Genomic DNA, 12,832 nt, shown 5'->3' on the forward strand with positions numbered 1-12,832 from the left:
GCTCTGAGCGCACAGAGCTGGCGCGGTGCCAGCTCTGACAGGGATCAGACCTATGTTAGAGCCCTTTATTGAACAAAAATCACGTCAGTTGATTTTTTACCTATCCCGCTTCCTGCGTGGCCATTTACCTCACAGGGAACTGCATTTGTTTGTTTGGGATACGCTGGAAGAGTGGTCGCAGCTACGGGTGAAAAGCTGGCGTCCTGAAACCTTGCGCGAGCAGGTGTTCTGGTATTTGCTGTATCAAATTGAATACTGGTCCGAACCTGAACTGAAACAAAATGCTCATATACGCCGCGAATTGCGCTATTGTCTGAGCTTTTTGCATGGCTACGGCCAGTTGCCTTGTCATTGTGTCGGTGTAAGACCTTGATCTAATTTATTGAAGCTGTAAGCTGGTTTCATGTTTTTTTCACGGACTGCTGTCTTGTCTGCTATTGCTGCCTTGTTCTCTTCCTTAAAAATTTACTGTCAGCGCCGGGTGTTAACCATTTTTATTCTGGGTTTTTCCGGTGGTTTACCTTTGATGCTGGTGTTTGGAGTTTTATCTTTCTGGCTCAGGGAAGCCGGAGTTTCACGTGAACAAATTGGCTACTTCAGCTGGGTGATTATGGTTTATGCCATCAAATTTATCTGGTCACCACTGATTGACCATTTCAGCCTGCCTGGTCTGAAACACTGGCTTGGCAGACGACGTAGCTGGCTGATGCTGTCGCAAAGCCTGATTATACTGGCGGTCATTTTGATGGCCAGCCTGGACCCACAAACAGAATTGCAATGGATGGCTTTGTGCGCTGTTTTGCTTGCTATTGCCTCAGCAACTCAGGACATTACGATAGATGCTTACCGAATTGAAGCGGCACCAGAGCGTTTGCAAGCCGCGCTGGCAGCCGCCTATCTAGCAGGTTACCGGCTGGCGATGATCTTTTCTTCAGCCGGTACTTTGTGGATTGCGGCTTTATTCAGTGGCGAAAACACGGGCTACGATCTTCAGGCCTGGCAATCGACTTATCTGGTGATGGCTGCCTGTATGGCTCTGGGTTTGCTGACGACTTTGCTGTCTCCAGAACCTGTTGCTGAATCTCAGATAGCCCAAACCGGGAGCGAAAACTCAATCCAGCACAAGCTGCTCAATTGGCTGAAAGTGGCGATTATAGGCCCTTTTATCGATTTTTTTAGCCGCCATGGTTTGAATGCAGTGTTGATTTTAACTTTAATCGCCTGTTATCGCGTCTCTGATGTAGTGATGGGAGTGATGGCCAATGTGTTTTATGTCGACATGGGATTTACCAAAGAGGAAGTGGCCAGTGTATCGAAGATATTCGGCGTCCTGATGACTTTGCTCGGCGCAGCAGTGGGAGGCTTACTGATCAACAGCTTTGGCACCTTACGAATATTATTGCTGGGAGCTTTGCTTAGTGCATGTACCAATTTGCTTTATTGTTATCTGAGTACCCAAGGACACAACATTCCGTTGTTAATCGCAGTGATCTCTGCAGACAACTTAAGTGCAGGCATAGCAACCAGCGCCTTTATTGCTTATCTGTCGTCATTGGTCAATTTGGCTTTTACCGCAACCCAATACGCACTCTTTAGTTCCCTGATGCTGTTATTACCTAAATTCCTTGGTGGATTTTCCGGAGGTTGGGTTGAAGTGATGGACTATCAGGCCTTTTTTGTTATGACAGCGCTGATGGGCCTGCCCGCTATTGTGCTTTGTGTGGTTCTGATAAAAAAAACGCCGCAATGATGCGGCGTTTTTTCCGGATGGAAGCAACTTAAGCTTCAGTTAACACTTGCTTTAATCCATCCATAGGATCAATAGCTAAAGCCTGACAATAACGAACATATTCAACCACATCAAGACGACGTTCCTGGTTTTCCACCTTACCAATAAAGGAATGTGGAGTGCCCAAAATTTCAGACAGACTACGCATGGTGTGGCCTTTCTCCTGGCGCTGGCGCTTCAGCCATACACACAATCTTTTATTCTCATCTGAAATAACGCTTTTAGTACCTTTCATTTGTTGTTCTCCCGGCGTGCGAACGCCTTTTGTTTACGACTTAAACTTCCTGCCAAAAAATCCAAAAGCTTAGGGAATGTCCCAATAAGCAAAAAAAGCATTTCATTAAACCATAGCTTGTTCAGAGCGTACAGTTGTGCGGCTGAAAAAGTAGCCACTTCGAGCCTGTATTTGTCGATTCATCGAAATGCAGCAATTACAGGAACGAACAGTTTTGCTTACAGTACAGCAATGAATGCAAGTCTGTTGCAATCATGTTTCCACAACAGGTCTGACTGCCGGCTGAACAAAATGACCAGAGCACAAAAACTAAAAAGGCCTCTGCAGTGCAGAAGCCTTTTTATAACGGGATGAATTGCAGGAGTATTAGACGGAAAAGCTCGAACCACAACCACAGGTTGTGGTTGCATTGGGGTTTTGCACGACAAAACGGCTGCCTTGTAGGCCGTCTGTGTAATCAACCACACCACCGACCAGATACTGCAAGCTCATCGGATCAACCACCATGACCACGCCATTTTTTTCGACAACCAAATCACCTTCATTTACTTTTTCATCAAAAGTAAAACCGTATTGGAAGCCTGAACAGCCGCCACCTGTGATGTAAACCCGCAGTTTTAACTCAGGGTTTTCCTCTTCGGTAACCAGGGCCAATACTTTATTGGCTGCGGCGTCTGTAAACTGAATTGGAAGCTGTAACTCTGACATGTGTCCTCCGGTATAACTGGGCGCGGATTATCTAATACCTGACTAATTTATTCAAGTATTTCGCCGGGCTGTTCTGTTGGCCAGAAAAAGCTCTTGTCCACTTTGGCTGACTTGGCAGAGCGGGCTGCGGCAACCTTTAGCGCCACATCAATCTTTTCAGGTTTAAAGGCTTCAGGCAGCGAGAACTCGCCTTCAATGATCTGAAAATATTTAAAGCTGAAGGCCTTATCGCTTTTACTAAACCCGGCTAACTGCAGCAAATCGACTGTATTGCGTTTGTCGCCGACAAAACCATGAAGTTTCAAATCAACAGTGCCCTTGGCAAAGTTGCGTTGTTTATCTTGCTGAATCAACACCAGGTTAAATCTGAATTTATCGGCTGCCGTACCCGGACTAATACTGAAACTATCAATAATCAGACTGTCGGCCTGCAGCTCGGGGGAGATAATACGCTGATAAAATGCTAAATCCTTACGGGTATCAAATAGCTTTTGCTGCTCGGCTTTTAACTCCTGCTGGATCAACTGTCCTGCGCTTTTTTCTACCGCCAGTTCAGCCGTCAGATAGTCATTTTGTTTGAGCTGCTCGTTCAGACTGGCGGTCAGACTATCGGTTTTTTTCTGGCTTTCTTCCAGTTTTAACGACAACAGATTTACCTGCTGTACATAATAGTAATTACCAACTATCTGTCCGGCCAAAGCCGCCAGCCCCATCAGACCTGCACTTAACAACACTTGTCTCCAACTCCCTTTGAGCCAGAGCAAAAACTTCATACGATTCATCAATCTACTCAATTAGTGATACCCGAAATGCCAGAACTTCAATTCGCGTGGGTATATGTTACACTTTACCCATCCGGGACTCAGACACTATAGCATGTTACTACCAGCGGACTGGCAAGCAAAATTACGACTTCGGTTAGCTTTCCCTCTTACGTCAGTACAATTATGCCTGCTGGCCATAGTGGCTGGTTTACTTGCCGCTTTGATCATTCTGCTGTTTCGTCTGACTATTATTGGCATCCAAAGTTTCTTTTTGGAACGTACCGACGACTTTTCGGGGATAGCAGAAGGCTATCGCTGGACTTTGCCCTTTATTGCAGCCGGACTGATCAGCATCATGGCGATGTTAGTCGGACTGAGTCATTACCGTATGGGCATCTCTTATGTGATCCACCGCATTAAAACTCGCTACGGAGTTATGCCGTTCTGGAATACTTTCAATCAGTTTTTTGGCGGCATCATAGCGCTAAGCAGCGGTTTCTCCGTTGGCCGTGAGGGTCCTTCGGTACATTTGGGCGCTTTTGGCGCAGGATTACTGGGACAATATTTACACCTGCCTTACAACAGTATTCGTATTCTGGCAGGCTGTGGTATCGCCGCCGCCATTTCTGCGTCTTTTAACACCCCGCTGGCCGCGGTCATTTTTGTGATGGAAGTGGTATTGCGGGAGTATCGGATTCATGTCTTTGTGCCTGTGATGCTGGCGTCCGTGGTTGGAGCGCTACTAACCCGGGGGGTCTTTGGTATGGGCAACGACTTGGCGGCACTGAAGATTATCTCCATCAGTGGCTGGCATCTGCCTTATCTGGTGCTGTGCGGTATCGCCATAGGCGCCGGCGCTTATGTCTTTAACCAAAGTATCTGGCGCATTTTAAAATGGTTTCAGAAATGGCATCTGGCGCTCAAGTTGTTGTTAGCTGCCAGTATTACTGCGGCTATAGGTCATGTAGTGCCTCAGGCGATGGGAGCTGAGACAGGTGCTATTTTTTATGCCGTGACAGCCTCTAATGAATTTTGGTTATTACTTACCATTCTACTGGCCAAGTTTGTGTTAACAGTGGTAGCCGTAGGGCTTGCGGTCCCCGGAGGAGTGGTAGGTCCCATTTTTGGTATAGGCATTGTAGCCGGAACTTTATTGGCTTTTTTACCGGTAGTTGTGTCAGGAGAGGCCAGTTTATCCGGCACCTATGCCACTTTGGGTATGGCTGGTTTTATGGCTGCGACTTTACACGCGCCTCTGGCCGCCCTGGTGGCAGTGATGGAGCTGTCCTACAATCCGGATATCATAGTGCCCGCCATGCTGGTGATTACCTGCGCTTATGTCACCACAGTGCAGCTATTTAAAAACAAATCGATTTTTGTACTGCAACTGGAGTTGCAACAATTGCCCTACAAACTGGCGCCTGCAGATGATGTGCTGCAAAAAGTCGGCGTGCTGGCTATGCTGGATAAAGAGTATCTGCTGCTCTCAGCGTCGGAGGAGGATAAAATTGACACCCTCCTGGCCGACAAACCAGCTCATCAATTACTGCTGCAGAAAACAGATGATCCAGAGCAGCCTTTCCTGTTGATTGATTACGATTTGGAAGCGTCAATGACAGGACAGGCCACCCTGTTACGTCAGCCACTGCAGGGGTTAAGTCATCAGGCTACGATGGCGGAAGTGCATACGCTGCTGGATGAACAAAAAGCCGGAGTCGTGTACATTTACGATCCACAACAGCCAGAGCAAGTATTGGGCCTGATCCGTTGGGAACAGGTTCGTGCTCTTTTAACTAAGCAGAACAATTTAATCTGATGAATACAGTACTGATTATTAAAGCCTTACATGTCAGTTTTATGGTGGCCTGGTTCGCAGGTCTATTTTACCTGCCCCGCTTGTTCGTCTACCACGCTGACAACAAAGATCCGGCTGTCGATGTCCAGTTTAAAGTGATGGAGAGGCGCTTACTGTACTTCGTCAGCCCTTTTGCCCTACTGACATTGGTATTTGGTGTCTGGCTGATTTATCTGTATGGTGCTACCTGGTTTGCCGCAAGCAGTTGGCTGCATTACAAGTTAGCACTGGTTAGTCTGCTGTATGTTTATCACGGCTATTGTTTTAAGCTGTTAAACGACTTTAAGCTGGGGAAAAACAGCAAAAGTAGTAAGTTTTATCGCTTTTTCAATGAGTTTCCTGTGCTGCTGCTATTCGCTATTGTTTTTCTGGCGATTTTAAAGCCGCTGTAGGCTGATTTAAAGCACCTTATTTGCTATCATGTGCGCCGACTTTCAGCCAGTTTCGGCGCCCCCGCAACCTCTAGCAGATGAGCACCCAGTATGAGCTTTAAAGGCGAACACATCCTCTCCGTCAAACAGTTTGACCGTGACAAAATTCAGCAGGTTTTTGATATTGCCCGCAGCATGGAACCTTACGCCAAACGGCAAAAGCGCACGACAGTGCTCGAAGGTGCGATTTTGGGAAATCTGTTTTTTGAGCCCAGCACCAGAACCCGGGTCAGCTTTGGTTGTGCCTTTAATCTGTTAGGCGGTGAAGTTCGCGAAACCACAGGCATGCAGTCCTCAGCGTTATCCAAAGGCGAGTCGTTGTTTGATACGGCCCGGGTGATCAGCAGCTACAGCGATGTGATTGCGATGCGTCACCCGCAGGCTGGTTCTGTGGCTGAGTTTGCCGAAGGCAGCCGTGTGCCGGTATTAAACGGTGGAGATGGTGCCAACGAACATCCCACTCAAGCCTTGCTTGATTTGTTCACCATTGAAAAAGAGCTGGCGGCCTCTGAACAACCTATAGATGGTATGCATATTGCCATGATTGGTGACTTAAAATTCGGTCGTACAGTGCACTCTTTATCGAAGCTGTTAGCCTTGTATAAAAACATTCAGTTCACCTTGATCGCACCCAATGAATTGGCGATGCCGGATGATATTGTGTCTCTGATTGAAAATGCCGGTCACAGGGTGACTATCACCGATCAACTGGCAGGAAACCTGAATGCCGATATTGTCTATCAAACCCGTATTCAGGAAGAGCGTTTCCCTTCACAGGAAGAGGCCAATAAATACCGCGGTAAATTCCGTCTGAATCAGGATATTTACACCAAACACTGCAAATCCAACACCGTCATTATGCATCCGCTGCCACGGGATTCCCGTATCGAAGCCAATGAACTGGACAACGACTTAAACCTGAACCCGAATCTGGCGATTTTCCGCCAGGCTGATAATGGTGTGTTAGTTCGTATGGCGCTGTTTGCTTTAACTTTAGGTGTGGAGCAGCTCGTCAGTAAGTATGAACGGGAAGTGCCCTGGTTCAGCAATAAGTAAGTGACCACACAGCTCTGTCTGAGTCGGGCTCTGGGCCCGGCTTTGTTTTAAAGGTTTCGTTTTAAGGATCGTTTATGTCCAAGTCTGCACAGTTATTTCAGCAAGCCCAAAAAACTATTCCGGGAGGTGTTAATTCACCTGTTCGCGCTTTTAAAAGCGTGGGGGGTACACCGGTCTTTATCGACAGCGCCAACGGGGCTTATTTGTATGATGTGGATGGCAAAAAATACATCGACTACATAGGCTCCTGGGGGCCAATGTTGCTGGGTCATAATCATCCGGCTATCCGTGAAGCTGTGGTCAAAGCGGCGGAAAAAGGTTTAAGTTTTGGCGCCCCTTGCCCTGCTGAAATCACTATGGCGGAAACAATTTGTGAGTTAGTGCCCAGCATGGAAATGGTACGTATGGTCAGCTCTGGTACAGAAGCGACCATGAGTGCTATTCGTTTAGCCCGTGGTTTTACTGGCCGTAACAGCATTTTAAAGTTTGAAGGTTGTTATCACGGCCATGCAGATTCATTGCTGGTCAAAGCAGGTTCTGGCGCTTTAACTTTAGGTGTGCCGAACTCGCCGGGTGTACCTGCTGATTTTGCCAAATATACTCTAACCGCTGAGTTTAATAACTTAGAGCAAGTGAAGCAGATTTTTGCTGAACAAGGCGCTGATCTGGCCTGTATCATTGTTGAGCCGGTTGCGGGCAATATGAACTGCATACCACCGGCACCGGGCTTTTTACAGGGTTTACGTGCACTTTGTGATCAGTATGGCACTGTACTGATTTTTGATGAAGTGATGACAGGGTTCCGTGTCGCTTTAGGGGGTGCCCAGGCGTATTACAACATCAAACCAGATCTGACGACTTTAGGCAAAATCATCGGCGGTGGTATGCCGGTTGGAGCCTTTGGTGGCCGTCGCGATATTATGCAGCACATAGCGCCTTTAGGTGGTGTCTACCAGGCCGGTACTTTATCCGGTAATCCTATCGCTATGGCGGCTGGTTTAGCGGCCTTGAATGAAATCCGTAAGCCGGGTCTGTATGACGTACTTACAGCCAAAACAAGCCAATTGATTGAAGGCTTAGCAGCGGCGGCTAAAGAAGCAGGTATTCCACTAGCCACCACTCAGGTCGGCGGTATGTTCGGGGTGTTTTTCAGCAAAGAAACGCAGATCAGCAACTACCAACAAGCCACTCAGTGCGATATCGATGCTTTTAAACGTTTTTTCCATCTGATGCTGGAGCAAGGGGTGTATCTGGCACCTTCAGCATATGAAGCAGGCTTTCTGTCGATAGCTCATAGTGATGACGATCTTGCATACACTATAGCGGCGGCCAAAAAAGCCTTTGTCCAACTCAAAGCCTAAAGCTTATTCCACAGGCTCAGGATGCAACCAGACAATGTCGGTGTCCTGAGCCCTGAATTGTTGCACAAACAAAGTACCGTCATGACCTGCAATTAATGCCTGCGCCACTTGCGGCAAGGGCCATTGTTGCTGTTGCTGACTTGTCCACTGGTAATAATGAAGCACAGTGCCACTGCCTGACAGCCAATATAAACCTGTATCTGTCGCCACCCAGGCCGATGCTGCGGTACTGCGCCAGTTCATTTGCACCGGCAAGCTGATAGTTTGCCCTTGCTGCCACTGCTTGAGATACAATGAATCCTGCTGTTGTAACACCAAGCTCTGACCGGGCCCACACTCAACATTAACAATATCTCTGAGCAACACCTCAGGCTTACCTTGCTCGAGGCGATTCAGAGCCCAGCCCCTCTGATCAAACGAGGTCCAATACAAAGTATTATCGCAGACGATAAAACGCTCACTGCCGGGCAATTTGTCTGTAAATGCGACGAGTTCTGTCGATTGCTCTGTAAATGCAAATAGCTGTCTGTCGATAAGCAACAACAATTGGTCATTAAACCATAGCAACTGCTGAATCGTCCGCTGGGTTTTAAACTGACTGATTTGCTGAGTGTTTTGTCCCTGCGAACGCCAGATCTGCGGTAAGCCTGAGCGGTCTGACACAAAATAATACTCATCATGATGTGCCTGCAGTAAAAATTCCGATCTGTTACTCTCGGCAAAAGGTGCAGTAACAAACTGACTAGTGTGTTCTTGCCATTGCAACTGACGGATGTCGGTGACAGCCTGAGCCGGATAAACAGCTAACAAGGATTGCTGCCAAACGGAGCTTTCTGCCAGATTAAAGGTCATCTCACCAAACAACCTGCTGTTCCCGGTGCGCAGCGACAAGACCTGCAGTTGCTGAGCAGACTTATTGACCAGTAAGTCATGCTCTCCCCACCAGGCCAGTTGATTGGCACTAAAATCAAACTCAGTGATCACCCGCCAGTTTAAATCCGTCAGATCCAGTTCCAGCAAGGCAGAATAGCTGTAACCTGTTTGCGCCAACGCATAAGCTTTTTTGTCTCTGGCAATCAAATGACTGATACCGCGCCACTGCGCCGGGAACTGCATCAACAAACGTTGAGATGAATCTTCCTGCCATAACCAAAGCTGAGTTTGTCCTGTGGCAGGATCTAAATCCAGCCAGTACAGGCCATCCATTGTAATAGCCTGTCCTGCGGCACTGAACTGATGGCAGGAAAAAAGTGGCACTGCAGCCGAAAAACCATGTTTTACTTTTTGACGCCAAAAGGCACAGTCTTGCCCTTGCTGCGCCCGAAAAATAATCTGCTCGGAATTCAGCCAGTGTGGCTGAGAAAGCCACTGATAGCTTTGTTCATCATGCGTAGACTGCATCGAAGGAAATTGCTGTACAACCCAGCGCCAACTGGTGCTGTTTGGTAATTGATGCTGAAACAGCAATAAAGAATGGTCATTTGACAACAACGGGCTTTGTTCTTTACCATCCAATGCACTGACAGGCGTCACCTGTAAATAACGGGGCAAAGTTGCCTTCTCATTCATCTTACTGAGTAACAACGCAAAACCCAGACTAAAAAGTAACAGTAGTAGTGTGCTAAACCAGATGTAGCGGATCCGCTTTAATTTATTTTGCTTGGTGTGATGCCAGTTCTCTATCGCTTTTTGGGTGCTGAGTAAATCAGCTTTGCTGTCGCTTGTTGTACTTACCGCGGATTCAATTACAGGAGGTAGATCAATTTCAGCAACAGGAGCCAGCCAGCAATAGCCTTTTTTTGACAAAGTAGCGATATAAGTCGGCTCCACCCTGCTGTCTTGCAAAGCTCGCCGCAACGCCGCTATAGCGCGGGTCAGAGATTCGTCGGAGCCCAATCCCTCGCCCCAGACTCCGGACAGAATTTGTTCACGACTGACCACCAAATCGCGGTGATCAAGAAAGAAGTTTAATAATTTATGCAGCCGTGGCTCCAACGTCAGCACCTCCGGCTCAGCAGTCGCTGACAGAGGCTGAAGTTGTCCGATGGTACGCAGATACCGCCATTGACCAAAGGTCAGGTAGTCTGCCGTATGTTGCATAAGGGTCCGCCTACATAAACAAGTAGGCGGATTATAACCAATTCAGACGAAAAGTAGAGTACAGGAGTTAAACTGCCTTACGAAGGGCGTTGATTGTCAGATGTTGTGGTGTGTCTGTAGCCTGCTCAGAAAAATCGACATCGCGGCAATATGGCCAGTTAGGACATACGCCTGCAATTGCTTGTGCTTGATCGGCAGCAGTAGCGTTACCGTCTGAAATCAAAGAGGTTGAAGCAACTAAAGCGACAGCGGCAATAAATTTAATCAGTTTCATAACGTTGTATCCCGATTGGAGTGGTTGAATGTGACCACTGCAGTATCAGGTGCTGAAAGAATCATAAACTGATGAAATTATTATAAATTAATGATTATTTTATGGTTTTTAGCTCTAATTTAGCTATATCTAAATCCTGAGTCTCCCCTATCACCATATAAATGTATTGCCCATCGTGACTTAACGAGAAGCGCGATGAATACAAATCAGACACTAAAGCCAGAGGGGTCAATGATTTATCCTTATAGGCATAAAAATACAACTGGCTTTGCTGCTGATCATTAATAGCGGAAAAATACAGACCATTTTCCCGCAATAAAAAAGTAGAAGACTCCGCAAAAATCAGTCGCTGCACTTCATCACTTAAAAGCTCTTCGCCCTTTTCTGTCAAAATACTATAGCGGCCTGTTACTGTACTGCGTTTTAACTGATGATTACTGACTTTGCTTTGCACAAATAAATCAACCTCATCAAGATAAACTGCAGGTTGTTTTTCCGAGTTCAATTGGTAAGACATGACCTGCCAACTGCCTTTGTCATTCACGGTATAAAAAATACTGTCGGTTTGCGGGCCCCAACTTAAATTTTTAACCACTTCGCCTTCTGCACTGATCCTTTTAGCTCGTCCTGTTAAATCAAACAGCCAAACTTCCTGGTCAAGTAAAACCAGCAGTTGATTGCCGTCGTCCGAAAACTCCAGATCCGAAATTACTACAGGGCTTTCAAACTGGCTAATCATCTGTTGTTTACCGTCCGGGTAAAATAACCAGATCTGCGACAACCCTGTGCGTTTAGACACGGCAGCGGTTGGTCCATCCAAAGTCGGATTGGCCTCCACTAACCTTTCACTGCGATTCGATTTAAAAACTATTTGTTCTGAAGCAACAGGGTTAGTAATAGGGTTATTAAATTTTTTAATATAGTAATTGCCATAACGACCCACTACGCCATAAAACTCGTTATCTAAACCCAAAGCTATCTCGTAAGCCTGATTGTTGGTCAATGCAATGGTTGTTTGTTCAGACGTATTCACATCTACACTTTCAATATTCCACTTACGGGCTGGGTAATAAATCTGTTTATCATCATGACTCCAGGCAATATCGCCGGGATAACTATGCTTCAGATGCAGTAATAACGAGGTTTCTCGGCTATTTAAATCCATGATCCAGATTTGCACTGAATTGCTGGCAACATCTCGTAAAAACGCAATTTTATCGCCACTATGAGAGTAGCGGGCAGTGAAGTCTCCCATCCCGGAATTGCTCGGCAAAACCAGTTGAGTTTTATTACCTGAGGCAATATCCAGAGAAAAAATAGCCATACGCTGTTTACTATTTTCGTCGCTGCTGAATAACAAAGACTTTCCATCAGGAGCCCAGGAAATACGTGTGGATGTGCTGCCTGCACCACAGGAGGTTAATAATTTATCTTCAGTGGCAGAGAGGCCGGGTTCACCTAAAAAAGTTAATAAGCGGATTTCACAGGATTCACGGTATTTTAGCCGCTGATAGGCTATGGCTTTGCCATCCGGCCTGAAACTGGCGCCATAATCATCGGCATCACTTTGAGTCAACTGTTGGGTTTGATGGCTCTGCAAATTTTGCAACATCAATACGTTGGAATGATCTTTACCTTTTTGATAACTGTAGACTAAGAAATTTTTATCTTGTGAGATAGCTGGGTAATATTCATAACCATCTAACGAAGATACCGGGCTCCAGTTGACAAATGGTGCCTGCTTGTCCAGCTCTGACTCTGAGGGAAAAAACAACCAGCCCGCCAAAAGACCAATCACCAGGGTGGCGGCGGTTAATCCGGCCCACCAGATCCGATTAATTTTTCGCTCCGCACTAGTCTGAGCTGCGTCCTGAGCATCAGAGGGCTGTGCTATTAATTGCTCCTGCTCTATCACTTTGGCAATAAAGCGATAGCCCCGTTTTGGAATAGTTTCGATATAACGGGGGGATTTAACATCATCCCCTAATACGTCACGCAAAATACTGATCACTCTGGCCACTCGACCATCGGTGACTGAAGTCATTTGCCAGACTTCTTTTAACAGTTCTTCTTTACTGATCAGACGGCCTGGGTTGAGCAGGAAAAAATTTAATACGCTTTGGCACAGGTGATCGAGGTCAGCCACCTGACTGACTTCCATCCTGTTGTTGAGTTTTGCCAGCTTATCCAGCTGTGGCAAATACCACCACTCTTCAACTTTTAATTGTTTCTCTGGCCTGAACGACATAAGTCAATAAT

At 46.6% G+C, this 12,832-nt stretch carries 12 protein-coding genes; 6 read left to right on the top strand and 6 right to left on the bottom strand.

Annotated elements, in window-relative coordinates; all coding sequences use genetic code 11:
- The first annotated feature begins 52 nt into the window (after positions 1–52).
- Complete coding sequence (locus SD53_RS01025) at positions 53–373, top strand: hypothetical protein (protein WP_046518328.1); 321 nt, start codon at positions 53–55, stop codon at positions 371–373.
- A gap of 54 nt (positions 374–427) precedes the next feature.
- The gene (locus tag SD53_RS01030) at positions 428–1,750 is read left to right on the top strand and encodes an AmpG family muropeptide MFS transporter (RefSeq protein WP_106693117.1); all 1,323 of its coding nucleotides are present in this window, start codon (positions 428–430) and stop codon (positions 1,748–1,750) included.
- 28 nt (positions 1,751–1,778) lie between these two features.
- On the opposite strand, the gene SD53_RS18910 is transcribed toward SD53_RS01030, so the two are convergent.
- From SD53_RS18910 to SD53_RS01045, 3 genes are all read right to left on the bottom strand, one after another.
- A complete protein-coding gene (locus tag SD53_RS18910) occupies positions 1,779–2,024 on the bottom strand; it encodes a helix-turn-helix domain-containing protein (protein ID WP_046518330.1) in 246 nt (81 codons plus the stop codon).
- Positions 2,025–2,390: 366 nt separating this feature from the next.
- Positions 2,391–2,732 carry an iron-sulfur cluster insertion protein ErpA gene (gene erpA, locus SD53_RS01040; protein WP_046518331.1) on the bottom strand — a complete coding sequence of 114 codons (342 nt, stop codon included), beginning with the start codon at positions 2,730–2,732 and terminating at the stop codon, positions 2,391–2,393.
- Between the two features lie 47 nt (positions 2,733–2,779).
- Complete coding sequence (locus tag SD53_RS01045) at positions 2,780–3,514, bottom strand: DUF6776 family protein (RefSeq protein ID WP_125060834.1); 735 nt, start codon at positions 3,512–3,514, stop codon at positions 2,780–2,782.
- 94 nt (positions 3,515–3,608) lie between these two features.
- On the opposite strand from SD53_RS01045, the gene SD53_RS01050 reads away from it, so the two are divergent.
- The 4 genes from SD53_RS01050 (at position 3,609) to hemL (ending at position 8,199) form a co-directional block, all read left to right on the top strand.
- On the top strand, positions 3,609–5,312 hold the full coding sequence (locus tag SD53_RS01050) for a chloride channel protein (protein WP_046518332.1): 1,704 nt from the start codon (positions 3,609–3,611) through the stop codon (positions 5,310–5,312).
- Positions 5,312–5,743 (top strand): CopD family protein, encoded by a 432-nt coding sequence (locus SD53_RS01055; protein WP_046518333.1) that lies wholly within the window; start codon positions 5,312–5,314, stop codon positions 5,741–5,743. The genes SD53_RS01050 and SD53_RS01055 overlap by 1 nt, the downstream gene beginning before the upstream one ends.
- Before the next feature lie 90 nt (positions 5,744–5,833).
- Positions 5,834–6,838, top strand: a complete 1,005-nt coding sequence (locus tag SD53_RS01060; protein WP_046518334.1) for an aspartate carbamoyltransferase — start codon at positions 5,834–5,836, stop codon at positions 6,836–6,838.
- 74 nt (positions 6,839–6,912) lie between these two features.
- Positions 6,913–8,199, top strand: coding sequence for a glutamate-1-semialdehyde 2,1-aminomutase (gene hemL / locus SD53_RS01065; protein ID WP_046518335.1), 1,287 nt, complete (start codon positions 6,913–6,915; stop codon positions 8,197–8,199).
- Positions 8,200–8,202: 3 nt separating this feature from the next.
- On the opposite strand, the gene SD53_RS01070 is transcribed toward hemL, so the two are convergent.
- The 3 genes from SD53_RS01070 to SD53_RS01080 all read right to left on the bottom strand — a co-directional run bounded on the left by SD53_RS01070 (position 8,203) and on the right by SD53_RS01080 (position 12,821).
- Complete coding sequence (locus SD53_RS01070; protein ID WP_046518336.1) at positions 8,203–10,299, bottom strand: winged helix-turn-helix domain-containing protein; 2,097 nt, start codon at positions 10,297–10,299, stop codon at positions 8,203–8,205.
- Between the two features lie 67 nt (positions 10,300–10,366).
- Positions 10,367–10,573 (bottom strand): hypothetical protein, encoded by a 207-nt coding sequence (locus tag SD53_RS01075; RefSeq protein ID WP_046518337.1) that lies wholly within the window; start codon positions 10,571–10,573, stop codon positions 10,367–10,369.
- Positions 10,574–10,667: 94 nt separating this feature from the next.
- A complete protein-coding gene (locus SD53_RS01080) occupies positions 10,668–12,821 on the bottom strand; it encodes a winged helix-turn-helix domain-containing protein (RefSeq protein ID WP_046518338.1) in 2,154 nt (717 codons plus the stop codon).
- Between the last annotated feature and the right edge of the window lie 11 nt (positions 12,822–12,832).

This window comes from Rheinheimera mesophila, from assembly GCF_000986865.1.
GTDB classification, from domain to species: Bacteria; Pseudomonadota; Gammaproteobacteria; order Enterobacterales; family Alteromonadaceae; genus Pararheinheimera; species Pararheinheimera mesophila.